Here is a 24,627-nt window from a genome sequence, read left to right on the forward strand (position 1 = left end):
AACGTCACCTCTCTCGTACCACCACGAATTCGGCGAGTGCGACGAAGTGCTCGCGCACGTCGTCGGACATGGGCACCTCGTCCAGGGCGGCGAGGGCAGTCGTGTGCTGGCGGCGGGCTTCCTCCTGGGTCCAGGCGCGGCCGCCGGCCTCCTCGATCAGCGCGGCCCGGGCGGCGAGCTCGGGCTCGCCCTCCTCTCCGCGGCCCTTCGGGTCGGCCAGTTGCTCGGCGAGCCGACGCGAGGCCGCCCCGCCCTCGGCCAGCGCGGCGGCGACCGGCAGGGACTTCTTGCGCTGGCGCAGGTCCCCCCAGTGCGGCTTGCCGGTGACCTCGGTGGCGCCCCAGATGCCGAGCAGGTCGTCCACCGCCTGGAAGGCCAGGCCCAGGTGGTGGCCGTAGCGCTGGAGCGGTTCGGAGACCTTGTCGTCGGCCCCGGCCAGAACGGCGCCGATCGCGGAGGCGGCGGCCAGCAGCGCCGCGGTCTTGCCGCCCTCCATCTCCAGGCACTCGGCGACGGTGACGCTGTCGCGCTGCTCGAAGGCGACGTCCATGGCCTGGCCGTCGATCAGCCGGCGGCTCGCCGTGGTGAGTAGCCGGACGGCACGCACGGCGTCGGTGGGACTCGTACCGCCGGCCGCCGCGGCGTCGAGCAGCACCTCCGTGCCGAGCGTCGCCAGCGCGTCGCCGACCAGGATCGCCTGGGCCGGCCCGAAGACCGTCCAGGCGGTGGCCCGGTGCCGCCGGGTCTCGTCACCGTCCATCAGATCATCATGGAGCAGGGAGAAGTTGTGCACCAGTTCAACCGCGACTCCGCCCGGCACGCCGACCTCTGCGGCGGCGCCGGCGGCCCGGGCGGACAGCAGCGCCAGGGCGGGGCGCACGGCCTTGCCGCCGTCGCCCTTGGCCGGGGTGCCGTCCCGGTCGATCCAGCCGAAGTGGTAGGCGGCGACGGTGTCCATCGGTGCGGCCAAACGGGCGACCGCGGCCCGTAGCGGCGGGGTGCAGAGCGTGCGGCTGCGGGCGAGCAGCTCCGGCACCGAGACCGGTTCGGCGTGCGCCGTGCCTCCGACGGCGATGCCGGTGCGTGACTCCACGTGCGTTCCCTCTCCCTCGTGGTGCCGGACCGCCCGGGGCGGCCGGGTGCTTGCGATGTCGGTGCGGCTGGTGTGGATGCGGCTGGTGCCAGTGTCGCCGGTATCGGTACGGCCGGCGTCGGTAGGGCCCGCGTCGGTGCGGCCGGAGTCGGTGACACCGGCTCGGCCGACGGCGCGCCCGCCGGGTCTGGCGGGGTCCCCGACGGCGGCGCCCGCCGTCACCGGGGCCACCGCCCGTCGCCCCGGTCCGCCGGGAGCCGGGTGCCGGTCGCGGCGAGTGCCTCGTCGGCGGCGGCGTGGCCGCTGCGCACGGCCCCCTCCATGGTCGCGGGCCAGCCGGTGGCCGTCCACGCGCCGGCCAGCACCAGGCCGGGGACGTTCGTCCGGGCCGACGGGCGCAGCTGCGCGCTGCCGGGCGCCGGGTCGAAGGTGGCGGTGCGCTCACGGGTGACGAAGAAGTCCAGCACCTCGGCGCCGGCCGCGGCCGGCAGCAGCCGGGCCAGCTCCGGCAGGTAGCGGCGGCGCAGCTCGGCCACCGGCAGGTCGATCTCGTCCTGGACGGCGGACTGCGAGAGCGCCAGGTACTGGGCGCCGGGGTGGGCCCGGCCGAGTTCGGTGCCGGCCAGGCCGGAGTGCGCGGTGCGGTCGAAGACCCACTGCACCGGGGAGCCGAGGGCGGCGAAGAACGGTCGGCGCAGCACCTTGCGGTCGTAGACCACGTGCACGTTGAGGATCGGCGCGGTGCCGAAGTCGGCCAGCCGCTCCTGGTCGGCGATCGCGTTCGGGGGCAGCAGGGCGGCCGCGCTGTCCTGGGCACCGGCCAGGACGACGGTCTCGGCGGCGATCGGCTCCGCACCCTCCAGCCGGACGGCGTGCTGGGGCTCGGCGGGCTTGAGCTCCGCGACGCGGGCGCGCAGCAGCACCTTCACGCCGGCGCGTTCCAGCTCGGCGAGCGCCCGGTCGTGGTGGATCGTGCCGAGCGGGACGGCGGCCATGCCGATGTCGGAGGCGCCCGGGTCGGAGAGCAGGCCGGTCTTGAACACCATCGCGGCGAGTGCCAGGGACACCTGGTCGGCCCGGGCGTTCAGGGTCGCGACGCCGACCAGGTCCCAGAGCGCGGCGAGGGTGTTCGCGTTCTGCCCGTTGCGGCGCAGCCACTCGCCGAAGGAGATCTCGTCCAGCGCCGGGTCCGCGAGGTCCAGACCCTGCAGGGCGAGCGCGCCGCGGACCACCCGGGCGCGGTCGGCCGGCCCGAGGTGCGGGTAGCGGGCGAGGCTGCCGGCCAGGTGCAGCGGGACGGGCAGGCCGGCCCGGCGCAGTCGGCCGAGGGTGCGCACCGGGGCCGTCTCGGGCCCGGCGACGGAGAGCACCGGTACGTCCAGCCGGTCCTGCAGGGTGACCAGCCGGGTGGCGCCGAGCCGCTCCAGCAGGCCGCGGTAGGCGGTGCAGCAGCGCAGGTAGACGTGCTGGCCGTTGTCGACGGTCAGCTCACCGCGCTGGAAGGAGAACGCCAGCCCGCCGAGCCGGGGCCGCCCCTCGGCCAGCGTGACCCGGTGGCCGGCCTCGGCCAGCCGCAGCGCGGCGGTGATCCCGGCCAGGCCACCGCCGACCACGACGGCGGCCGGGCGCGCGGCATCGGCTCGCCCGGTCATCGACCCTCCCCCTCGCGATTGCTGGACCGCCCGGCGGCGGTCGCTGTGGCCGGCACGCCCGTGGCGGGCCCGTTCGTGGTCGGCACGCTCGTGGTCGGCACAGTCGTGGTCAACACTGCTCCACCCGCAGGTGATTCCCCGCTGACACAGCGTGACAGAACTGTGGTGAGAATCAAGAACGCCCCCCGGCGAGCCCGGAAAGCGCCACGTACGCCTTCTCCCAGCCCGGCAGAGAGACCCGGCCGCGCAGCACCGACTCGGGGTCGGCGGCGATCCGGCCGAGCAGCCGGTGGTAGATCCCGGCCATCGCGGCGGTGCAGGCCCGGCTGCGGCGGTCGAGCATCGGCAGCAGCCGCAGGCCGTCCTCGAAGGCGGCCTGGGCACGGGCGGCCTCGAAGGCCACCAGGCCGGTGAAGTCGGCGCCGACCGGCGGCCTGGGCAGGGCGAAGCCCTGCTCGCAGCCGAACCGGGCCAGGTCCTCGGTGGGCAGGTAGGTGCGGCCGTTCAGGGCGTCCTCGCGCAGGTCGCGCAGGATGTTGGTGAGCTGCAGGGCCAGGCCCAGGGTGTCCGCGTACTGTGCCCCGCGCTCGGGGTCCTCGCAGCCGTACACGCCGAGCGAGAGCCGGCCGATCGCGCCGGCCACGCAGCGGCAGTAGACCTTCAGCTCCTCGTAGGTCTGGTACTCGGCGCCCTTGAGGTCCATCTCGACGCCGTCGATCAGTTCGTCGAAGCCGCCGAGCGGGATCGGGAAGCGCCGGGCCGCGTCGGCCAGCGCGACCTTGATCGGGTCGGTGTCGTCCTCGGCGACCATCCCGGCGCGGACCTCGTCCACCAGTTCCCGGGTGCGCACCAGCGCCTCGGCCTTGCGGTCGGACGGGAGGTCCCCGTCGCCGATGTCGTCGACCCGGCGGGCCAGGGCGTACAGGGCCGACATGGCCAGCCGCTTGGGTTCGGGAAGCAGCCGGATGCCATAGCTGAAGTTGCGCGCCTGAAGTCCGGTGACTGCCTCGCAGTACCGGTACGCCGCCATGACCTGGGCCGACGCCAGTGGTGATGCCGCCACTCGGGCGTTCACCTTCCCTTCGCGAAGATGGCCGCCGCCTTCGCTGCGAGGCGGCGCTTGTCCGGCTTCGCCTGCTGCGCGAGTACGTCGTACCCGGCGTCCTCGATGGCCGCCAGGGCCGCGTACCCGCCGGCGGTGAATCCCGCCAGGAGCAGTCGAAGCCTCCCCCGAACCGTACCTACCAATGGCGCGCCGCGGTCGAGCAGGGTGCGGGCCCGACGCACCTCGAAGGCGATCAGCTCACGCACCGGGCCGTCGGCGGTGGGGGCGGCGAGGTCGGCCTCGGTGACGCCGAACCGGACGAGGTCCTCGGTCGGGAGGTAGATCCGGCCGCGGGCCAGGTCCTCGGCCACGTCCTGCAGGTGTTCGACCACCTGGAGGCCGCTGCAGATCGCGTCGGACAGCTCGATCCGCTCGGGGGTGGAGACGCCGGCGATGGCCAGCACCAGGCGGCCGACCGGGTCGGCGGAGAGGGTGCAGTAGCCGATGAGGTCGTCGTAGTCGGCGTAGCGGGTGGTGGTCTGGTCCACCCGGTTGGCCTCGATCAGGCGGCGGAACGGCTCCGGGGTGAGCCCGCGCCGGTCGACCAGCGGGACGAGGCGGCGCAGCAGCGGGTGGCGGGGGCCGTCGGGGGCCCCCGGGTGGGATGCCGCCTCGAACACCCGGTCGAGGTCCCGCTCCAGGCCGTCCAGCAGCGCGAGGCGGAAGGCGACCTCCGCCGGAGCCGGCGGGCCGGACTGGGCCGAAGGAGTGGCGGGGGGCCTGGCGTCGACCCCGAGCAGGGCGGCGGTGGCGGCCGGGTCGGCCAGGTCGCCGTCGCCGGCGTCGTCGACCAGGCGGGCGAAGCCGTAGACCGCCATCAGGTCGTCGCGCCAGGCGGCGGGCAGGAAGAACGGGGCGACCGGGAAGTTCTCCGCGCCCGCCTTGTCCAGGGTCTCCCCCGCGGAGCGGTTCACCGACGTATCTCTGGGCTGGGCCGAAGCCGACACTGCTGTCACTCCCCCGTTCTACACCGCTGGGTACCACCGGCCCGACTCGGACACGCGTCCGAGCAGGGGCGCCACGTCCGACACACCACCCCCGCGCCTACAGCCTGACACCACGGGCCGCGCCGGAGAAGACCGCCCCGCCCGGCGCACGGGGCGCTCACCCCCGCGGCGGCGGGCCACCCGGGGTACCGGCGGGGGCGCACGACAGGGGGCCGGCCCCGGAAAACCCCGGAACCGGCCCCCTGCACGAGTGGCTCACGCACCCACCACCGTGGGTCGACCCACGGTGTTACGGGCGCTCGCCGCGCTCGTAACGGCTCACGACCTCCTCGGTCGGGCCGTCCATGACCAGCTCGCCGTGCTCGATCCAGATGGTCCGCTCGCAGACCTCGCGGATCGAGCTGTTGTCGTGGCTGACCAGGAAGACCGTACCGGCGGACTTGCGCAGCTCCTCGATCCGCTTCTTGCTGCGCTGCTGGAACGCCTGGTCGCCGGTGGCCAGCGCCTCGTCGATCAGCAGCACGTCGTGGGTCTTCGCGGCGGCGATGGCGAAGCGCAGGCGGGCGCCCATGCCGGAGGAGTACGTGCGCATCGGCAGCGAGATGAAGTCGCCCTTCTCGTTGATGCCGGAGAAGTCGACGATGTCCTGGTAGCGGCTCTTCACGTCGGCCGGCGACATGCCCATCGCCAGGCAGCCGAGGATGACGTTGCGCTCACCGGTGAGCTCGTTCATCAGGGCCGCGTTCACGCCCAGCAGCGAGGGCTGGCCGTTGGTGTAGATGCCGCCCTTCTCGGTCGGCAGCAGGCCGGCGATGGCGGCCAGCATGGTCGACTTGCCGGAGCCGTTCGAACCGATCAGGCCGACCGCCTCGCCCTTGTACGCGGTGAAGCTGATGCCACGCACGGCGTGCACCTCGCGCACGCCCGCGGAGCGCTTGCGGCTGATGATGCGGCTCAGCGCCGAGGTGGCACTGCCCTTGCCGGAGCCGGCGCCGTGCACCCGGTAGACGATGTGCACGTCGTCGACGACGACGGTGGGCTCGCGGGCGACGTCCGCGTCCCGGATGGTGTCCAGCTTGCTCAGGTCGACGTCAGCCACGGCCGTACTCCTCCTCGGCCTTCCAGAAGAAGACGTATCCGATCACGAACATCACGACCGCCCAGCCGATGCCGTAGGCCCACTGGTGGTGCGGAAGATCCTGGTGCTGGGGCTGGTGCTTGTTGTAGATGATCGGCGCGAACGCGTGCCGGAGCAGGTCCATGTAGACCGACGCCGGGTTGACGGACATCAGCACCTGGATGGCGTGCGGCCATTCCTTGATCTTGTCCTGGATGCTGAACATCACGCCGGACAGGAACATCCAGGCCCGCATCACGAAGGGGATCAGCTGCGAGATGTCACTGGTCTTGGCGCCGAGCCGCGACATGACCAGGGCGATGCCGGTGTTGAACATCATCTGCAGGAGGAGCGCCGGGATGATCAGCAGCCAGGTCCGGCCCGGCGTGATGCCGCTGACCAGCACGGTGCCGACCAGCACCACCATCGAGATCAGCAGCTGCTGGAGCTGGATCACCGTGAAGGCGATCGGCAGCGAGGCGCGGGGGAAGTGCAGCGCGCGGATCAGCCCGAGGTTGTCGGAGATCGCCCGGGTACCGGACTGCACCGCGTTCTGGGTGAACTGGAAGACGAAGACGCCGATGCAGAGCCAGGCGATGTAGGTGTCCGGCGGGAAGTTGTCCTTGCTCTTCAGGATCACGCCGAAGACCAGGTAGAACACCGCGCAGTTCAGCAGCGGCGTCACGACCTGCCACAGCTGGCCGAGCTTGGCGTCGGTGTACTGCGCCACCAGGCGGGCGGTGGCGAAGGCCCAGATGAAGTGGCGCCGGGCCCACAGCTGCTTGGTGTAGCTGATCAGGCCGGGCCGTCTGCCGCTGACTGCCAGGCCGTACTTGTCCGCAAGCTGCTTGGGGGTCAGGCCCGCGTCAGCCCCGCGGGGGGCTGAGAGGCTGACGGGTTCACTCACTGTCGACACATTCGTCCTTCACGCGGGATCGGTCGGGGCGGCCGGTCGGCGGGGGTCCGCCGGCCTTGCGCCGAGGGGGATCCACTGGGATCACGGGAGAGTCCGGCCGGTGTGTGGTCACCGGCCGCGGCGATCGATCATTCGATCAGATGACCGGTGGCCGGCCCAGCCTGGTCAATCGCCAAACGGTACGCCATCGCATGGGCCGCCGCGGACCGCAGGGTTCGCGCCAGCCCGCCCGGAACCCGCCCCACCAGGCCTTCAGCGCCTCCGGGGAGGGGCGGCGGGCCAGGGTCAGCAGGAACCAGGTTCCCAGATAGAGAGGCACCAACAGGGCCGGAAGGTTCCGCCTCGCGAGCCAAACCCTGTTGCGCGCCACGTTGTGGAAGTAGGTGGTGTGCCGGGCGGGCGAGGTCGTGGGGTGGTGCAGCACCACGTCCGCCCGGTAGTCGATGGCCCAGCCGGCGTCCAGCGCACGCCACGCGAGGTCGGTCTCCTCGTGGGCGTAGAAGAACTCCGCGGGCAGCTGCCCGGCCTGCTCGAACACCGCGCAGCGCACGGCGCTCGCGCCGCCCAGGAAGGTGGTCACCCGGGACGAGCGCAGCGGATCGCTGGCGCGCAGCCGGGGGACGTGCCGGCGCTGGGTGACGCCGGTGTCGGGGTCGGCGATCCGGAAGGACACGATGCCCAGCTCCGGGTCGGCCGTGAAGGCCTCGCGCAGCAGGCGGGCCGAGTCGGTCCGCGGCAGGTGCCCGTCGTCGTCCAGGAAGAGGACGGCGTCCACGTCCCGGCCGTCGCGGCCGAACAGCTCGATGCCGACGTTGCGCCCGCCCGGGATGCCGAGGTTGTCCGGCAGCTCCACGCTGCGCACGCCCTCCGGCAGCGGCGGCAGCGCGGCGCCCTGGCCCACCACGGCCAGCTCGATCGTCGCGCCCTCCTGGGCGCGGACCGAGTCGATCAGGGCGGCCAGTTCCTCGGGACGGTTGCCCATGGTGATGATGACGGCACCGAGACGGAAGGTCTCCGCGCTGGTCGGGGCGCTCATCCGCCCACCTCGCTTCGCTCGGCGGGGGCGCTCGCCCACGCGCGCCTCTCGATGATCCGCTCGCCGTGCCCGCTCATCGCAGCCTGCTGGAGAGGACGATGCTGAGCAGGTGCAGCACGGTCTGCAGCATGGCGATCGCGGCCAGCAGCACGACCGCGAGCCGGGTGAGGAACAGCCCGCCGTGGACGGCGTCGACGATCCCGGCCGCGAGGATCAGCAGCGAGGCCTCGACCGCGCCGACCAGGCGGTGGAACTTCAGGAAGGAGGCCGCCCGGCGAGCCTTGGCCACCGAGGCCGAGCGCGGCACCGAGGCGCTGTCCTGGACCGCCGTCAGGCCGCTGCGGGCCCGGGCCACGTCCACCAGGTCCGTCTCGGACTTGATCAGGATCGCGCCGAGCGCGGCCAGCGTGCCCAGGAACGCCCACTCCCAGTGCGAGCCGCCGCCCTCGCGGTGCAGCAGGTCGGTGGCGCGCAGGCCCAGGCCGGTCAGCAGGGCCGCCTCGGACATGTAGTGGCCGACCCGGTCCAGGTAGACGCCGGTCAGCGAGGTCTGCCGGCGCCAGCGGGCCACCTCGCCGTCCACGCAGTCCAGCAGCAGGTAGACCTGGATCAGCAGGGCCCCCAGCACCGCACCCGCGATGCCCGGCACGACCAGCGCGGCACCGGCCAGGACGCCGGTGAACATCATCAGGTACGTCAGGCCGTTCGGCGTGATCGCCGTCACGGTGGAGAGCACGCGGGTGATCCGCAGCGAGATCCGCCGCATGTACAGGCGCCCGGCCCAGTGCTCGGCGCTGCGGCGCTGGAGCATGCCCTCCGGGTGGATCACCGCGCGCAGTTCCTCGACCGAGGGCCGGCGGGTCAGGTCCACCGGGGGCCGCTCGGCGCCCGTGGTGGAGGGGTCAGCTGTTGACGGCTTGGACATAGTCGGCGTACGCGTCCCTGATTGCTGAGGGGGAGAGGTCAAGGTGCTCAAGGATGGTGAAGCGCCCCGGGCGGGTGTTCGGAGCGTAGTGCACCGCGTCGGTGAACTCCGCCTCGGTGAAGCCGATCTGAGCCGCGGTCACCGGCAGTCCGTGGCTCGCCAGGCGCTCCACGATCAGACCGGTCAGCTCGCGCTCGCCCCGCAGGAAGCTGGCGAACGCGGCGCCGAGGCCGACCTGTTCGCCGTGCTGGGCGGAACGCTTGGGATACAGCACGTCCAGGGCATGCGAGATCTCGTGGCAGGCGCCCGAGGAGGGCCGGGTGCTGCCCGCGATGTTCATCGCGATGCCGGACAGTACCAGGGCCTCCGCGAGGGCCGTCAGGAGGTCCTGATCCTGAGTGTTTCCTGGGTGCCGCAGCAGGTTCTCGCCCGCCGAGCGGGCCATCGCCACGGCCAGTCCGTCCACCGGCTCACCGGTCACCGCGTGGGACAACTCCCAGTCCGCGCAGGCCGAGATGTTGGAGACCACGTCGCCGATGCCGGCCGCCACGAAGCGCGGCGGGGCCTGCCGGATCACGTCCAGGTCGACGATGATGCCGATCGGGCTGGGCACCCCGTAGGAGCCGCGGCCGGCGTCGTTGTCGAGCGTGGAGACCGGCGAGCAGATGCCGTCGTGGGCCAGGTTGGTGGCGACCGCGACCAGCGGCAGGCCGACCCGGGCGGCGGCGTACTTGGCGGCGTCGATGATCTTGCCGCCGCCGAGGCCGACGACCGCGTCGTAGTGCCCGCCGCGCATGGACTCGGCCAGGCTGACCGCGCTGTCCAGGCTGCCGTCGTCCACGTTGTACCAGTCGGCGCCGGGCAGGGCCGGCTCCAGGCGCCGGCGCATCGCGGCGCCCGAGCCGTTGCTGATCGCCACCGCGATCCGGCCCGAGGCGGACAGCCGCTGGTCGGCGAGGATGCCGCCGAGCGCGTCCAGCGCGCCCGAACGGATCTCGACGAACAGCGGTGACGGGACCAGCCGGGTCAGTACTGGCACGCGATCTCCCGCGCCTTCGCCAGGTCGTCGTGGTTGTCGACCTCGACCCAGGACACCTCGCCGATCGGCTGCACGTCGATCCGCAGACCGCGGTCGACCATCTCCTGGTAGCCGTCCTCGTAGTACAGCTGCGGGTCCCGCTCGTAGGTGGCGCGCAGCGCGTCCGTCAGGTCGACGGCGGCGGACGGGTTGATCACGGTGACGCCGATGTACTCGCCGGTGGCGTCGGTCGGGTCCATCAGCTTGGTGATGCGGCGCATGCCGGCGGCCGGGTCGACGACGACCTTCATCTCCTCGTCGGCGAGCTTCTTCACCGTGTCGAGGGCGAGCAGGATGCCGGCTTCGCGGCCCTCGGCGACCAGCCGGGCGTTGCCCTCCAGCATGGTGCGCTGGACGGAGGCGGGGTGCACGGTGTCGCCGTTGGCCAGCAGCAGGCCCTCGGTGAAGAGCTCGCGTGCGCACCAGAGCGAGTAGGCGTTGTTCCACTCCTCGGCCTTGTCGTTCTCGACCAGGTGGAGCTTGACGCCGTACTTGCTCTCCAGGGCGTCCTTGCGGTCGTACACCGCCTCCTTGCGGTAGCCGACGACGATCGCCGCCTCGCGGATCCCGACCTCGGCGAAGTTGCCGAGGGTGAGGTCCAGCACGGTCCGCTCCCCGTCGACCGGCACCAGCGCCTTCGGCAGGGTGTCGGTGTACGGGCGCAGCCGGCGGCCGGCGCCGGCTGCCAGAACGAGGCCGATCATGCGGGGTCTCCTGATCCGTCGTGCGGTGCGCGGGGGGTGCCGGGGCACCGGCTTTCCGTCCGGCCGGGCCGCGAATCGGCGCGCCGGTGCCGTCGCGAGTGCGGGCACCGTCTCGTAAGCGATGGTAGGCGACCCGGGCGACCAGCCCGAACGCGGCCGGGGGGCTGCGAGGTGACGGGAGGGTGGCGAAGCGGTGCTCGAACGTGAATCGAACGCATACCGAACGGTCCTGCTATTCCGATGCCCCTTCCGAGCACGTCTCGGGCCCATCCGTGCCCGGAATCGGTCGCGGGACGGTCATGATCCGCCCGGTTGTGCGTGGGACAGGTACCGACCGCCACCCATACGGCAGACTGGAGCCCGACGCCGGCGCCGGTGCCCCCGCTGCGTCCGCTGCACTCGGTGTACCGGACGTACCCGATGCTTCCGTTGCTCCCGCCCCCGAAAGAGGCCTCATGCCCCAGAGTCTGCCGACCAACCCGACACACTTCGACTCCGAGATCGACACCGGTCTCGACGTCGAGACAGACGTGACGGTCACCCCGGGGACCACGGCCGGGACCGACGCCGCCGGCACCGAGATCCTGCTCGAACTGGTCGACGACGAGGGCGTCACCATCGGCACTGCCGAGAAGCACTGGGCGCACCAGCAGCCGGGCCGGCTGCACCGCGCCTTCTCGGTCTTCCTCTTCGACCGGCAGGGGCGGCTGCTGCTCCAGCGGCGGGCACTGGGCAAGTACCACTCCCCCGGCGTCTGGTCGAACACCTGCTGCGGCCACCCGTACCCGGACGAGCCGCCGTTCGTCGCCGCCGCCCGCCGCACCGCCGAGGAGCTGGGCATCGCGCCGGCGCTGCTCTGCGAGGCGGGGACCGTGCGCTACGACCTGCCGGACGAGGCCTCCGGGCTGATCGAGCGGGAGTGGAACCACCTGTTCGTCGGGCTGGTGACGGCGAGCGTCGAGCCCGACCCGGAGGAGGTGGACGACTTCGCCTTCGTGACCGCGCAGGAGCTGCGGGAGCTGCGCGCCGAGCGGCCGTTCTCGGTCTGGTTCGAGACGGTCTTCGAGGCGGCGCTGCCGGGGATCCGGGAGATCGCCGGGCGGGACTGGTAGGAGGCGGGGGGCGTCTCCTGCGGGTCGCGGCGGGCGGCGGCCGGTTGCGGCGGCCCGGTTGCGGTTCGCGGCGGGCGGTGGCCGGTTGCGGCGGGCAGGGTGCGGCTCAGTCGTCGGCCTCCAGGGGGACGGGCAGCGAGGCCCAGATGACCTTGCCGCCCTCCCCGGTCCGCTCCACGTCGCACACCCCGCCGGCCTGGAGCGTCACGCTCTTCACCAGGAGCAGGCCGCGGCCGCCGGTTCGCCCGGCATCGCTCTCCAGCGCCTTCGGCCGGTACGGGTCGCCGTCCTCGACCGACACCCGCACCCACCCCCGGCGCACGGCCAGCTCGGTGATCACTTCGGGCGACAGCTCCGCCGCGTGCGTCACCGCGTTGCTCACCAGCTCGGAGACGATCAACAGCACGTCGTCCAGTAGCTCCTGGTAGCGCACCCCGGCCATCCCCTGGGCCAGCAGGCGGTCGCGTACCGCGTGCCGGGTGAGCGGCACCGAGGCCTCGGCGGCCGGCACCGGGAAGCGCCACACGCCCTCCGCCAGCCCGGCAGGGGTACGGTCCGGCTCGGCCGGCCCGCGTTCCGGACTGCCGCGTCTTGGCTCGGCCTTCGCCGTCCCGCTGATCTGCTCCACGTCCAGCCGCCCTTCGTCCGCGACCCGGGAGTTGTCCGCGACCCGGGAGTCAGGCGTTCCGCTCATGGCGCCCTCGGTCCACAGAGGCTAGGAGAGGCACCGGCGGGACCGCGGCACCGTCGACAACTTGCCCGTGTCGGACCGCTTCCGGCCGGAACCGACCACGGCCGCCACCAGGGTCGACTGTTTCCTTCGCGCTCGCCACCGCTTCGGCCGGGTTTCGCGCGCCCTGGCGACCCGTCCCAGCCAGCCCGACCATCCAGACCGGCCCGGACCTCCCCGCACCGGGGAAACGCAGGTGAGAAGCACTCCAGAACCCTGGTAATGTTCTCTCTGTCGCCGAGGGGGCGAGAAAAACCCCGAAGCACACACCCCGTCCGGGTGGCGGAATGGCAGACGCGCTAGCTTGAGGTGCTAGTGCCCTTTATCGGGCGTGGGGGTTCAAGTCCCCCCTCGGACACAATCGAATTCCCTGCGGGATCCGAAAGGAACCCGCGGGGAATTTTTCTTTTCCCGGCCCGCGGCCCGCGGCCGTCGATACTGGCGGCCGCCACTGCTCGCGGGTTCCGCGTGCGGGCCGTGCGAACCGAGTGGGCCGAGTGGGCCGTTACCGGTCCCGTGCGGCCTCGCGCAGCCTCGTGCGACCCCGTGCGGCCCCATGCGGCCCCGTGTGGGCGGCCCAACCCTTGTGATCCGCGCGACTCTTGGGCCCTCTGCGGCCCGGAAACCGGACACGAGATGGCAACGATCGGACGGTTTGAGCTTCCCCTGAGGTATTCGCCCGCTTTTGGCCCATAAGCTGCTGTCCGTTTGTCCGGAAACCAACGCAAAAACCACGACACCACCCGATGAAACCCCGAGCGAGAGGACCGATACGTTGAGTGAGCTCGAGTCGCCGACGGCATCACATCAGAACTACCGCCGATCGCTCGGCACCATCAGCCTGACCGCCGTCGGGCTCGGGTCGATCATCGGATCCGGGTGGCTGTTCGGCGCCGAGCGGGCCGCCCGGCTGGCCGGCCCCGCGTCGATCCTGGCCTGGGTAATCGGAGCGGCGGTGGCACTGACCATCGCGCTCACGTACAGCGAGCTGGGGTCGATGTTCCCCAAGGCCGGCGGCATGGTCCGGTACGGCCAGTACTCGCACGGCTCGCTGGCCGGCTACCTCGCCGCCTGGGCCAACTGGATCGCCATCGTCTCGGTCATCCCCGGCGAGGCCACCGCCTCCGTCCAGTACATGAGCTCCTGGCACTTCGACTGGGCGCAAGGGCTGTACAACGGCAAGGAGCTCACACTCAGCGGGGTGGCGCTGGCCAGCGTGCTGCTGATCGGCTACTTCGTCCTCAACTGGTTCGCGATCACGATGTTCGCCAAGACCAACACCGCGATCACCGTCTTCAAGGTCGTCGTACCGACGCTGACCGCCGGCGCCCTGCTCTTCGCGCACTTCGACACCGCCCACTTCACCGACCACGGCGGATTCGCGCCGAACGGCTGGAGCGCCGTGTTCACCGCCGTCGCGGTGTCCGGCATCGTCTGGGCCTTCAACGGCTTCCAGTCCCCGCTCAACCTGGCCGGCGAGGCCCGCAACCCCGGCAAGTCGCTGCCGAAGGCCGTCATCGGCTCGATCCTGATCGCCCTGGTGATCTACGTCGCGCTGCAGATCGCCTTCCTCGGTGCCATCCCGGCCGCCGACCTGTCGCACGGCTGGAGCAGTCTGGCCTACACCTCGCCGCTCGCCGACCTCGCGATGGTCTGGGGCCTCAACTGGCTCGCCCTGCTGCTGTACGCGGACGCGTTCGTCTCACCCAGCGGCACCGGGATGATCTACGCCGCCACCACCTCGCGCATGATCCACGGCGTGCAGGAGAACGGCCACCTGCCGCGGATCTTCGGCAAGGTGGACGCCCGCACCGGCATCCCTCGCCCGGCCCTGGTGCTCAACCTGGTGGTCGCCTTCCTGTTCCTCGCGGTCTTCCGCGGCTGGGGCTCGCTGGCCGAGATCGTCTCGGTGGCCACCGTGATCTCGTACGTCACCGGCCCGGTCGCCGTGATGGCGCTGCGCCGCCTCGCGCCCGACCTGCCCCGGCCGGTCCGGCTGCGGGCGATGCCGGTGATCGCGCCCGTCGCGATGATGTTCGGCTCGCTGGTCCTGTACTGGGCCCGCTGGCCCCTCACCGGCAAGGTCATCCTGCTGATGGCGGCCGGCCTGCCGATCTGGGCCTGGTACGAGCTGCGCAAGCCCTGGGCCGAGCTTCGGCCGCACCTGCGGGCGGGCGCCTGGATGGTCGCGTACCTGTTCGTGATGGCCGGTGTCTCGTGGGCCGGCAGCACCGACTTCGGCGGCCACGGCTACCTGCCCGAGGGCTGGGACATGCTGGTCGTCGCGGCCATCGGGCTGGCCTTCTACCGCTGGGGCGTCGCCAGCGCCTGGGCCAACCCCTCCCTGGCCGCCGTTCGGCGCGAGATGGCCGAGGAGAGCGCGGCCGGTGCTGCCGGGGAGGCCGGCGAGACCTCCGGCCGGGAGCACTCGCGGGCCTGAGGGGCGTGTAACGGTGAAGGGCCGGTCGAGTTCCTCGACCGGCCCTTCACCGTTGGCGCGGGGTGGTGGGTGGCCGGCCGACGGCCGACGGCCGACAGATGACGGCCGACAGATGACAGATGACAAGTTTCAGCGAACAGATGACAGATTTCAGATTCTGTTATCTGTTCGCTGACATCTGTCGGTTGAAGTCCGGCCGCCGTCAGCCGCGTCGGGCCCGCCGGATGACCGAGGTGACGACCGGGGGGAGCAGGTCGCGGGCGGCGCGCTTGGCGACGTTGGCCGGGCGGCGCAGCTCGGCGGCGCGGGCGCGGCGGGCGGCGAGGTTGCGGGCGGCCTCCTCCTGGGCCTGGCGGGACTCCTCCGCCGCCTGCTCGGCCTCGTGCCGGGCGACCTCGGCGGCCAGCCGCCGGTGGTGGCGGGAGGGGCGGAAGGCGCCGATCCCCTCCGAGGTGCCGGTCATCCGGAGCACCTGCTGCCCGTTCAGCGTCTCGGTGCTGAGGTAGCAGCCCGCGGCGAGGTCCACCCGGTCGAGCAGGTCGCGCTGGAACGGCTCCGGGTCGCCCCAGGTGCCGTAGAACTTGCACTCGGTCAGCATGATCGGCTTGAGCCCGTGGTTGAACACCGCTCCCCAGGTCGCGGCGGCCACGCCCGGGGTGTGCTGGGAGCGATAGTCGTCCAGGACCACGACGCCCTGCTCCTGCAACGCGACCCGGGCCACCTGGAGGTCGCCCACGACGTGCTCGTACAGGTGCGAGGCGTCGATGTGGATGAACCGGAACGCGCCCGCCGCTATCCGCCCGCCGGCCAGGACGGACGTCGGGGCCTGGACTATCTCCGGCAGCTCGTCGTGGAAGGAGAGGTAGTTGGCCTCGAAGGCGGAGCGGGTCAGCGACTTCCGGTAGGAGATGTCCATCTCGGCCGCGTTCTCGCCGTCCGGCGCGTCCGAGTCGAAGAGGTCACAGACGGTGAACGTCTCGCCGGGCTGGCGGTGCTCACCGATCACGATCGCACTGCGGCCCAGGTACGCACCCATCTCCAGCAGGTCGCCGGTGGCCCCGGCCTTCTCCTGCCGTCCCATGAACCAGTCGAACGAGTGCCGGTCATGGTCCCAGAACCAGCCCGGAACGTCCTCCAGTCCGGCCGGCTCGGCAGGCCGCTGCGACTCGTCCTTCAACGCGGCATCGGTCACGGGATGCTCCTTACGCGGTACGGGATGACCTGCGGATTTGAGCCAGACCTCAGCTCGGTGGCAGTCCCCCGTCCGACCGTGGGACACACCGGTACCGGACCATGCGCACCACGACATACCACTGGCAACAGTAGTGCCCCAGCGCTGAGTTCGCTGCAATCTACAGCCGCGCGCACAGGCGTGAGGAGCCTTTCGCGCGACGAGTTTCGTAAACCGCCGTTTCGCTGCCGGAGGGTGAACACGGCGCTTTCGGGACGGTTCGTCCATTCTCGCGCAACGACGCCGCCAGGTCACCGCCCTCGGGGATGATCTTCGTCGCACTTTCTCCGCCTACCGTGATCTCGGGCGGCCCCCGAGGAGCGGGCCCGGACGCGAGGAGCAGAGCGATGGCGGCAGAGACGACGGCGGCGACGACGACGACGGCAGAGCAGCACCCGCAGGACGGCCAGTTGCGGCCCCTGGCAGAGGAGTTGATCGCGATGATGGCCGAGGACGCCGCTACCGCCCCCTTGGCGAACAGCCCGGATCTCGTCGAACAGGCCGTCTGGCGGCGGCTGACGGCCCGGCACGGGGACCGGCTCGCCGAGATCATGGCGGGCCACGGCTGGCCGACGGAGCGGTCCGTGGGGCCGGAGGCCGCCCGGGCGGCCTGGCTGATCGCACAGCACGCGGACCGCCAACTCGACGTCCAGCGACGGGCGGTGGCTCTGATGGCGGAAGCAGTGGCGGTGGGCGCCGCGAGCACTCGGGACCTCGCGTTCCTGCAGGACCGACTGGCCGTCAACGAGGGCCGCGAGCAGCGCTACGGCACGCAGATCGGCGCGGTGGCGGACGGCCGCCCGGTGCCGTGGCCGTGCGAGGAACCGGAGCGGCTGGACGAGCGGCGCGCGGGCGTGGGGATCGAGCCGTTCGACGAGTACACCACGCGGTTCGCCCCGAGGTAACCGGCTGGTCCACCGGGCCGGATTGGCTCTTGCGTGCGGCCACCCGGGCCGCCTTGACTGGCCTTTGACTAGCGCTGTTAGTTAAGCGGCCAATCGGATGAGAGGACACCCGGTGCAACAGCACGCGGAGTACGGCGACCAGTACATCGACGGCGCCTGGCGGCCCTCCCGGGACGACGCCGGGTCGATTACGGTGCTGAACCCGGCGACCGAGCGGGTACTCGCCACCGTGCCGGCCGGCGGGGCGGCCGACGTCGACGCCGCGGTGGCCGCGGCCCGCCGGGCGGCCGGCAGCTGGGCGGCAACCACCCGCGAGGACCGGCTCACCCTGCTGACCCGACTGCGGGACGGGATCGCCGCCGCCCAGGAGGAGATCACCGCGACGGTGGTCGCCGAACTGGGCGCCCCGGTCGGCTTCGCCGCCGCCGTGCACGCCGGGCTGCCGCTGGCCGTGGCGACCTCCTACCTGGCGTTACTCGCCGAGCACCCCTTCGAGGAGCGGATCGGCAACTCGGTGGTGCTCTCCGAGCCCGCCGGGGTGGTCGCGGCGATCACGCCGTGGAACTACCCCTTGCACCAGATCGTGGCCAAGGTCGTCCCGGCCTTGGCGGCCGGCTGCCCGGTCGTCCTCAAGCCGGCCGAGGACACCCCGCTGGTGGCCCGGCTGTTCGCCCGCCTGGTGCACGAGGCGGGATTCCCGGCGGGCGTGTTCAACCTGGTGACCGGCACGGGCGCGGTGGCGGGCGCGGCGCTCGCCGCCCACCCGGGCGTGGACGTGGTCTCGTTCACCGGGTCCACCACCGTCGGCCGGCAGGTCGCCGAGACGGCCGGCCGGGGACTGAAGCGAGTCGCCCTGGAGCTCGGCGGCAAGTCCGCCAACGTGGTACTGCCGGGCGCTGACCTGGCCCGGGCGGTCAACGCCAACGTCGCCAACGTCTTCGCCAACTCGGGCCAGACGTGCAGCGCGTGGACCCGTCTGCTGGTGCACCAGGACCAGTACGAGGAGGCGGTCGCGACGGCCGCCAAGGCCGCCGCCAAGTACGTCCCGGGCGACCCGGCCGACCCGCAGACCCGGATCGGCCCACTGGTCAACGCCGAGCAGCTGACCCGGGTGCGCGGTTACATCGAGGGTGCGCTCGCCGAGGGCGCCCGGCTGGTCGTCGGCGGCGCGGAGCCCGTCCCCGGGCTGCCCACCGGCTTCTACGTCCACCCGACCGTACTCGCCGATGTCGCGCCGGACATGGCGGTCGCCCAGGAGGAGGTCTTCGGCCCCGTCCTGGTGGTCCTCCCCTACCGGGACGAGGACCACGCCGCCGAACTCGCCAACGGCACCGAGTACGGCCTGGCCGGCGGCGTGTGGGCGGCGGACACGGACACCGCCGCCGCGTTCGCCCGCCGCCTCGACACCGGCCAGGTCGACCTCAACGGCGGCCGCTTCAACCCGCTCGCCCCGTTCGGCGGCTACAAGAGCTCCGGCCTCGGCCGCGAACTCGGCCGCCACGGCCTGGAGGAGTTCCTGCAGTACAAGTCGCTGCAGTACTAGCGGAGTTGGTCCGGCTGCGGAGCCGATCCGAGGGCGGGTCCGGTCCGGGAGCGGGACGGTCCGGTCAGGGGCGGTCCGGTCAGGGGCGGTCCGGTCAGGGGCGGTCCGGACGGCGCCGGCCCGGGCCCGCCGCGGCAGGAGCGGCGGGCCCGGACCAGGCCCCGGTCAGGCGAGGTCGACGCCCGGGTAGAGCGGGAAGGGGGCGAGGAGGTCGGCGGCGCGCTTGGCGACACCGTCGCGTACGGCGGCGTCCAGGACGTACTGGGCCTTGGACGGGGTGCCATTCGCGCCGGCGGCCGGGGTGGTGGCGCGCAGGACGGTGTCGATCAGGGCGGCGATCTCGTCCATCTCGGCGGTGCCGAGGCCGCGGGTGGTGAGCGCCGGGGTACCGAGGCGCACGCCCGAGGTGTACCAGGCGCCGTTCGGGTCCTGCGGGACGGAGTTGCGGTTGGTGACGACGCCCGAGTCGAGCAGCGCCGCCTCGGCCTGACGGCCCGTCAGGCCGTAGCCGGAGACGTCGGCGAGGACGAGGTGGTTGTCGGTGCCGCCGGTGACCAGCTTCCCGCCTCGGCGCAGCAGGCCCTCGGCGAGCGCCCGGGCGTTGTCGACGACGGCGCGGGCGTAGGCCTGGAACTCGGGGCGGCGGGCCTCGGCGAAGGCAACCGCCTTGGCCGCCATGACGTGCGAGAGCGGTCCGCCGAGCACCAGCGGGCAGCCGCGGTCGACGTGTTCGGCCAGCTCGGCGTTGCACAGCACCATGCCGCCGCGCGGGCCGCGCAGCGACTTGTGGGTGGTCGTGGTGACGATCTGGGCGTGCTGGACGGGATCGTGGTCGCCGGTCAGCACCTTGCCCGCGACCAGGCCGGCGAAGTGCGCCATGTCGACCATCAGGGTCGCGCCGACCTCGTCCGCGATCTCGCGCATCTTCCGGAAGTTCACCAGCCGCGGGTACGCGGAGTAGCCGGCGACCAGGATCAGCGGGCGGAACTCGCGGGCGGTCTCGCGCAGCGCGTCGTAGTCGATCAGGCCGGTGGCCGGGTCGGTGCCGTAGCTGCGCTGGTCGAACATCTTGCCCGAGATGTTGGGCCGGAAGCCGTGGGTGAGGTGGCCCCCGGTGTCCAGGGACATGCCGAGCATCCGCTGGTTGCCGAGCTCCTGGCGCAGTTCGGCCCAGTCCTGTTCGGTGAGGTCGTTGACGCTCCGGACCTTGGCCCGTTCCAGCGCCGGGCTCTCCACCCGCTGAGACAGGACGGCCCAGAAGGCGGTGAGGTTGGCGTCGATGCCGGAGTGCGGCTGGACGTACGCGTGGTCGGCACCGAACAGGGCGCGGGCGTGCTCCGCGGCGATGGTCTCGACGGTGTCGACGTTGCGGCAGCCCGCGTAGAAGCGGCGGCCCGCGGTGCCCTCGGCGTACTTGTCGCTGAGCCAGTTGCCCATGGCGAGCAGGACGGCCGGGGAGGCGTAGTTCTCGCTGGCGATCAGCTTGAGCGAGGCGCGCTGGTCCTCGATCTCCTGGCCGATGGCGGCGGCGATCCGCGGCTCCACGCCGGCGACCACGTCGAGGGCGCTGCGGAAGGCGGTGTCGGCGGCCGCGGTGGCGGCGGTGTGCGGGGTCTGCGGGGTGGCCAAGGCGGTCTCCTCGTGGTGTACGAAGTGGTGTACGGACGAGTACGGACGGCCCAGGCGCTCGGCAACTGTCGTGCGGGTGCACGGAGCCGCTTCCCGATGGTCGGTTCCATCCCTGCGCGCCAGTCGCGGCTCCCCGGATCGTATCAATGCCCGGGACGATGTGGCGGAGGTCTCAGGATTCGGGACGGCCGCCCGCTTTGCCCCTCGATGTCCGTTCTTCTGCAACGCCGGCATTGCGGCACGATGACGCCGAATGAAGCCGCAATACGCACCGAAACAATGCCCGGAAAAACCTCCTAAGGTGATTTGCGGATCTCCCTCCATGTCCGGTCTGATGGCGCTCGGACGGCCTCCGGGAAACCCCCGGGGACCGGTTCGGAAATACACACCAGCGCACCCTCACCCACAGGGCGGCGGAGAATTCGGGGAGTACGCCTCTCATGGCCGTGGTCGAAACAGCAGCGGGGCCCGCACCCGCCGTCCCTGCACCCGCCGTACCGAGGCTGCTCGGCCGCCTCCTGCGCGACCGGGTCGGCGCCGCCGCCCTCGCCGTCGTCCTGCTCTTCCTGCTGCTCGCCCTGACCGCCCCGCTGATCGCCGCCCTGTACGGAAAGAACCCGGCCGAGCACTACGGCCAGAACACCCCTGGCCTGCTCAGCGACGGCGGCCTGCCGGTCCTGCCGAACGGCGGCATCTCCGGCGACTTCTGGTTCGGTCTGGAGCCGGGGCTCGGCCGGGACGTCCTGACCCAACTGCTCTACGGCATCCGCACCTCGCTGCTGATCGCCTTCGCCTCCGCCGCCGTGACCACCACGCTCGGCGTACTGGCCGGGGTCGCGGTCGGCTACCTCGGCGGGATCACGGACCGGCTGTTCGGCTTTCTGGCCAATGTGCTGCTGGCCTTTCCGACCCTGCTCCTGCTTCTCGCGCTCAGCCCCGTCATCCAGTCCCGACTGGTCGATCCGGGCGCCGCGGAACCGGAGTGGATGCAGTTCCTGGTACTGATCCTGGTCTTCTCCGCGTTCGGCTGGATTCCGCTCGCGCTTTCCTTGCGAGCCACCGTCCGGTCGCTCCGGGAAAGGGATTTCGTGCAGTCCGCCCGGGCCCAGGGCGCCGGCCGCTTTCATGTCGTCGTCCACGAACTGCTGCCGAATGTCCGCTCGCAGCTGCTGGTGCACGCCACGATGGCGGTGCCGACCTTCGTCGCCTCCGAGGCGGTGCTGTCCTTCCTCGGCGTCGGCATCACGGAGCCGATCCCGGACTGGGGGCGGATGATCTCCCGCGGTTCGGAGGTCTTCCAGGCCGACCCGACCTACATGGTCTTCCCGGGTGTGGCGCTGCTGCTCTTCGTGCTCGCCTTCAACCTGCTCGGCGACGCCGTCCGGGACGTGCTGGACCCGCGCGCCGGCCGCTGAGCCCCGCCCCCTCCGGACTCCCCGCCCGCAGGGCCCGCCTTCCCCGCCCGCCGAGCCCTGCTCCCCGTCCCATCACCCCACGTCTCCAGTCCATCACCCCAAGCCCGCCCCGACAGCGGGGCAAGGAGAGATTCGCCATGCGCTGGACCAAACCGTCCCTCGCCGTCGTCGCCACCGCCCTGCTGGCGAGCGCCTGCTCGGCCGGCGCGGGCACCGGCCCGGCCACCGCCGGGGCCTCCGCCAAGGAGACGTCCCCGCTGACCGCCGCGCTCGGCGGCGAGAAGGAGAGCGCCGGCCCGGCCCCCGCCGTGCCCGGCGCCCGCCCGGGCGGCACCGTGAACGTGTACAACAGCGTCGAGTTCCGCCACCTCGACCCGCAGAAGGTCTACGCGGGTGCCACGTACAACGCCTCGCTGCTCTGGGGGCGCCAGCTGACGCAGTATCAGGTGGTCGACGGCAAGGCCAAGTTGGTCGGTGATCTGGCCACCGACACCGGCGCCTCCGGCGACGGCGGGCGCACCTGGACGTACCGGCTCAAGGACGGCGTGGCCTGGGAGGACGGCAAGCCGATCACCGCCCAGGACGTCAAGTACGGCATCGAGCGCACCTTCGGCAAGGGCTACGAGGTCGGGCCGCCGTACTGGCCGCAGTGGCTCACCGGCGAGGCGAGCTACGAGGCGGCGCGCACGAAGTACGCGGGCCCGCAGGACGGCGACCTGGCCGCGATCGAGACGCCGGACGAGCGCACCCTCGTCTTCCACTTCCCGCAGCCGCAGGCCGACGTCCCGTACATGGCCGCGCAGTCCTCGTCCTCGCCGGTGCGCCGGGACAAGGACACCGGGACGGACTACGACCGGCAGCCGTTCGCCACCGGCCCGTACCGGATCGTCGAGCACGTCCAGAACACCCGCATGGTGCTGGAGCGCAACCCGTACTGGAAGGCGGAGACCGACCCGGTCCGCAGCCAGTATCCGGACAAGTTCGTCTTCACGTACGGCAAGGAGGCGCTCAACAGCAACCAGGAGATCCTCTCCGGGCGCGACGGCGGCGCCAATGGCACCACCGCCTCCGACGTGCTCTCCCCCGAGCTGTACCAGACCGCCGACACCGACCCGAAGGCCAAGGACCTGGTCGTCTCCGGCCGCCAGGGCGCCTTCGTCACCCAGCTGGTGATCAACAACGAGCGGGTGCCGGACGTCGAGGTCCGCAAGGCGCTGCACCTCGGCTACCCGCGCCAGCAGGCCCGCCAGGTCCAGGGCGGCTCCCGGATCGGCGAACTCGCCACCACCCTCAGCTCGCCCGCGCTGATCGACTGGGAGAAGTACGACCTCTACCCGGCCAGGCCCGAGGGCGACCCGGAGGCCGCCAAGGCCACGCTCGCCAAGGCCAAGCAGGCGCCCGCGAGCCTGACCTACGGGTACAAGAACACCCCGGACGGGCAGCGCGTCGCGCAGGTGCTGGTGGACGGCTTCGCCAAGTCCGGCATCACCATCGTGCCCAAGCCGATCGACCCCAAGGCGTTCCTGGACGAGGTGCACCGCGCCGACTCCCCGTACGACCTGTTCGAGGAGACCTCGTCCGTCGACTGGCCGACCCCGTCCACGCTGATCCCGTTCTCCTTCGACGGCCGCGCCGGCAGCGACCTCAACTCCGCGCGCTACCGCAACCCCGAGGTCGACAAGGAGATCGACCGGATCAACCAGATCGGCGAGCCGCGTGCCAAGGCCAAGGAGCTGTACGCGCTGGAGAAGACCGTGATGAAGGACGTCCCGGTGTTGCCGTTCGCCTACCCGACCGTCAACCAGCTGCGCGGCTCCAACGTCGGCGGGGCGTTCGTCCACCCCATCTACGGCACGGTGAGCCTGGCCTGGCTGTACCTGAAGTCCTGAGCGTCGTAGCCGCTTCCTCTCCACCCGCCCCGCCTCCACCCGCCCCCGCCGCGCCCGCCGCGGGGGCGGGCCCACCGCGGAGGCGGACCCCTACCGACTCCCCCCGTCTCGTCGACCCCGGACCGGCCATGCTCTCCTTCGCCCTGCGGCGGACCCTCCAGGCCCTCGCCGTCCTGGTCGCGGTCTCCGCCGCCGCCTTCGCCCTCTTCTACGCCGCGCCCGCCGACCCGGCCCGCGCCGCCTGCGGCCCGCGCTGCGACAACGGCCAGGTCGCGGCGGTGCGCCAGAGCATGGGCCTGGATCAGCCCCTGCTCACCCAGTACACCGACTACCTCGCCGGAGTCGTGACCGGGCGGGACATCGGCGACGTGGACGGCTCGGTCATCCACTGCGACGCGCCCTGCCTCGGCTACTCCTACCGGCTGCACCAGCCCGTCACCGAGGCCCTGATCGACCACCTGCCGGTCACCTTCTCGCTGGCCGCGGGCGCCCTCGCCGTCCTGCTGGTGCTCGGCCTCGGCACCGGGTTCGTCTCGGCGCTGCGCCACGGCGGCCGCACCGACCGGCTGCTCTCGGGCTTCACCCTCGTCGGCGCCAGCGTGCAGATCTACTTCCTCGGGTACGTCGCGCAGTGGGCGCTGGTCTACTCCACCGGCCTGCTGCCGCTGCCCTCCTACACCCCGCCGGCCGAGGACCTCGCCGTCTGGGCGGGCGGGATGCTGCTCCCCTGGCTCGTCCTCGGATTCGTCAACTCGGCGGTCTTCGCCCGGCTTTCGCGCTCCCAGCTGCTGGAGACGATGAACGAGGAGTACGTGCGCACGGCCCGCGGCAAGGGCCTCGGCCGGCTGCGCGCCCACCTCAAGTACACCTCGCGCGGCGCGGCCGGACCGCTGGTGCAGCTGATCGGCCTGGAGGCCGGGGCACTGTTCGGCGGGGCGGTCATCACCGAGACGGTGTTCGGGCTGAACGGGGTCGGTCGGTTCACCGCCGAGGCGGTGTCCGGACAGGACCTGCCCGCGGTGGTCGGCGCGGTGCTGCTGGCCGCCTGCTTCGTGGTGCTGTTCGTCGCGCTGGCCGACCTGGTGGTGGCCTGGCTAGACCCGCGAATCCGCCTGAGCTGACTGGAGCGTTCGATGACGTCCACTGTTGAGTCCGTTTCC

The 24,627-nt window shown here is 72.1% G+C and carries 20 protein-coding genes, 1 tRNA gene and 1 riboswitch; of the genes, 8 read left to right on the plus strand and 13 right to left on the minus strand.

All coding sequences use genetic code 11. From position 1 onward, the window contains the following. Positions 1 to 4: 4 nt before the first annotated feature. From ACIO5E_RS04205 to ACIO5E_RS04250, 10 genes are all read right to left on the minus strand, one after another. Entirely contained in the window at positions 5 to 1,093 is a 1,089-nt protein-coding gene (locus ACIO5E_RS04205) for a polyprenyl synthetase family protein (RefSeq protein WP_400663612.1), read from the minus strand. A gap of 218 nt (positions 1,094 to 1,311) precedes the next feature. Continuing rightward, on the minus strand, positions 1,312 to 2,745 hold the full coding sequence (gene hpnE, locus ACIO5E_RS04210) for a hydroxysqualene dehydroxylase HpnE (RefSeq protein WP_400663615.1): 1,434 nt from the start codon (positions 2,743 to 2,745) through the stop codon (positions 1,312 to 1,314). A 172-nt stretch (positions 2,746 to 2,917) separates the two neighbouring features. Further along, the gene (gene hpnD / locus ACIO5E_RS04215; protein WP_400664410.1) at positions 2,918 to 3,775 is read right to left on the minus strand and encodes a presqualene diphosphate synthase HpnD; all 858 of its coding nucleotides are present in this window, start codon (positions 3,773 to 3,775) and stop codon (positions 2,918 to 2,920) included. A gap of 41 nt (positions 3,776 to 3,816) precedes the next feature. Continuing rightward, entirely contained in the window at positions 3,817 to 4,764 is a 948-nt protein-coding gene (gene hpnC / locus ACIO5E_RS04220; protein WP_400663618.1) for a squalene synthase HpnC, read from the minus strand. A 322-nt stretch (positions 4,765 to 5,086) separates the two neighbouring features. Then, entirely contained in the window at positions 5,087 to 5,896 is an 810-nt protein-coding gene (locus ACIO5E_RS04225; RefSeq protein WP_400663619.1) for an ABC transporter ATP-binding protein, read from the minus strand. After that, positions 5,889 to 6,830 (minus strand): ABC transporter permease, encoded by a 942-nt coding sequence (locus tag ACIO5E_RS04230; protein ID WP_400663622.1) that lies wholly within the window; start codon positions 6,828 to 6,830, stop codon positions 5,889 to 5,891. The genes ACIO5E_RS04225 and ACIO5E_RS04230 overlap by 8 nt, the downstream gene beginning before the upstream one ends. Before the next feature lie 136 nt (positions 6,831 to 6,966). Continuing rightward, a complete protein-coding gene (locus tag ACIO5E_RS04235; RefSeq protein WP_400663625.1) occupies positions 6,967 to 7,866 on the minus strand; it encodes a glycosyltransferase family 2 protein in 900 nt (299 codons plus the stop codon). Between the two features lie 73 nt (positions 7,867 to 7,939). Beyond that, positions 7,940 to 8,677, minus strand: coding sequence for a CDP-alcohol phosphatidyltransferase family protein (locus tag ACIO5E_RS04240; RefSeq protein WP_400664412.1), 738 nt, complete (start codon positions 8,675 to 8,677; stop codon positions 7,940 to 7,942). Positions 8,678 to 8,768: 91 nt separating this feature from the next. Continuing rightward, positions 8,769 to 9,830: an iron-containing alcohol dehydrogenase family protein gene (locus ACIO5E_RS04245; RefSeq protein WP_280679615.1), complete on the minus strand. Its 1,062-nt coding sequence runs from the start codon at positions 9,828 to 9,830 to the stop codon at positions 8,769 to 8,771. Further along, a complete protein-coding gene (locus ACIO5E_RS04250) occupies positions 9,818 to 10,573 on the minus strand; it encodes a sugar phosphate nucleotidyltransferase (protein WP_400663629.1) in 756 nt (251 codons plus the stop codon). Before ACIO5E_RS04250 ends, ACIO5E_RS04245 begins: the two co-directional genes overlap by 13 nt. Before the next feature lie 530 nt (positions 10,574 to 11,103). On the opposite strand from ACIO5E_RS04250, the gene idi reads away from it, so the two are divergent. Then, the gene (idi, locus tag ACIO5E_RS04255; RefSeq protein WP_400664414.1) at positions 11,104 to 11,685 is read left to right on the plus strand and encodes an isopentenyl-diphosphate Delta-isomerase; all 582 of its coding nucleotides are present in this window, start codon (positions 11,104 to 11,106) and stop codon (positions 11,683 to 11,685) included. A gap of 106 nt (positions 11,686 to 11,791) precedes the next feature. Here the strand turns inward: idi and ACIO5E_RS04260 are convergent, their stop codons facing one another. Then, complete coding sequence (locus ACIO5E_RS04260) at positions 11,792 to 12,379, minus strand: ATP-binding protein (RefSeq protein ID WP_400663632.1); 588 nt, start codon at positions 12,377 to 12,379, stop codon at positions 11,792 to 11,794. A 309-nt stretch (positions 12,380 to 12,688) separates the two neighbouring features. Between ACIO5E_RS04260 and ACIO5E_RS04265 the strand changes: the two genes are divergently transcribed. Next, a tRNA-Leu gene (locus ACIO5E_RS04265) sits at positions 12,689 to 12,773 on the plus strand. A gap of 417 nt (positions 12,774 to 13,190) precedes the next feature. Continuing rightward, positions 13,191 to 14,855 carry an APC family permease gene (locus ACIO5E_RS04270; RefSeq protein ID WP_400663635.1) on the plus strand — a complete coding sequence of 555 codons (1,665 nt, stop codon included), beginning with the start codon at positions 13,191 to 13,193 and terminating at the stop codon, positions 14,853 to 14,855. Between the two features lie 202 nt (positions 14,856 to 15,057). Here the strand turns inward: ACIO5E_RS04270 and ACIO5E_RS04275 are convergent, their stop codons facing one another. Then, complete coding sequence (locus tag ACIO5E_RS04275) at positions 15,058 to 16,047, minus strand: class I SAM-dependent methyltransferase (protein ID WP_400663638.1); 990 nt, start codon at positions 16,045 to 16,047, stop codon at positions 15,058 to 15,060. Between the two features lie 479 nt (positions 16,048 to 16,526). Here ACIO5E_RS04275 and ACIO5E_RS04280 point away from each other — a divergent pair, with 479 nt between their 5' ends. Together ACIO5E_RS04280 and ACIO5E_RS04285 are read left to right on the plus strand one after the other, a co-directional pair. Next, positions 16,527 to 16,991, plus strand: a complete 465-nt coding sequence (locus ACIO5E_RS04280; RefSeq protein ID WP_400664416.1) for a DUF6624 domain-containing protein — start codon at positions 16,527 to 16,529, stop codon at positions 16,989 to 16,991. Positions 16,992 to 17,103: 112 nt separating this feature from the next. Continuing rightward, on the plus strand, positions 17,104 to 18,534 hold the full coding sequence (locus ACIO5E_RS04285) for an aldehyde dehydrogenase family protein (protein ID WP_400663641.1): 1,431 nt from the start codon (positions 17,104 to 17,106) through the stop codon (positions 18,532 to 18,534). A 165-nt stretch (positions 18,535 to 18,699) separates the two neighbouring features. Here ACIO5E_RS04285 and ACIO5E_RS04290 read toward each other — a convergent pair whose 3' ends face one another. Further along, positions 18,700 to 20,163, minus strand: coding sequence for a glycine hydroxymethyltransferase (locus ACIO5E_RS04290; protein ID WP_400663644.1), 1,464 nt, complete (start codon positions 20,161 to 20,163; stop codon positions 18,700 to 18,702). A gap of 41 nt (positions 20,164 to 20,204) precedes the next feature. Continuing rightward, positions 20,205 to 20,300, minus strand: a riboswitch (ZMP/ZTP riboswitch). Positions 20,301 to 20,603: 303 nt separating this feature from the next. Between ACIO5E_RS04290 and ACIO5E_RS04295 the strand changes: the two genes are divergently transcribed. The 3 genes from ACIO5E_RS04295 (at position 20,604) to ACIO5E_RS04305 (ending at position 24,588) form a co-directional block, all read left to right on the plus strand. Further along, a complete protein-coding gene (locus ACIO5E_RS04295; RefSeq protein WP_400663647.1) occupies positions 20,604 to 21,578 on the plus strand; it encodes an ABC transporter permease in 975 nt (324 codons plus the stop codon). Positions 21,579 to 21,715: 137 nt separating this feature from the next. Next, positions 21,716 to 23,467, plus strand: coding sequence for an ABC transporter substrate-binding protein (locus ACIO5E_RS04300; RefSeq protein ID WP_400663650.1), 1,752 nt, complete (start codon positions 21,716 to 21,718; stop codon positions 23,465 to 23,467). A 128-nt stretch (positions 23,468 to 23,595) separates the two neighbouring features. Further along, positions 23,596 to 24,588, plus strand: coding sequence for an ABC transporter permease (locus ACIO5E_RS04305; RefSeq protein WP_400663653.1), 993 nt, complete (start codon positions 23,596 to 23,598; stop codon positions 24,586 to 24,588). The last annotated feature ends 39 nt before the right edge of the window (positions 24,589 to 24,627 follow it).

This window comes from Kitasatospora sp. NPDC087314 (assembly GCF_044744365.1).
In the GTDB taxonomy this organism is placed as follows: domain Bacteria; phylum Actinomycetota; class Actinomycetes; order Streptomycetales; family Streptomycetaceae; genus Kitasatospora.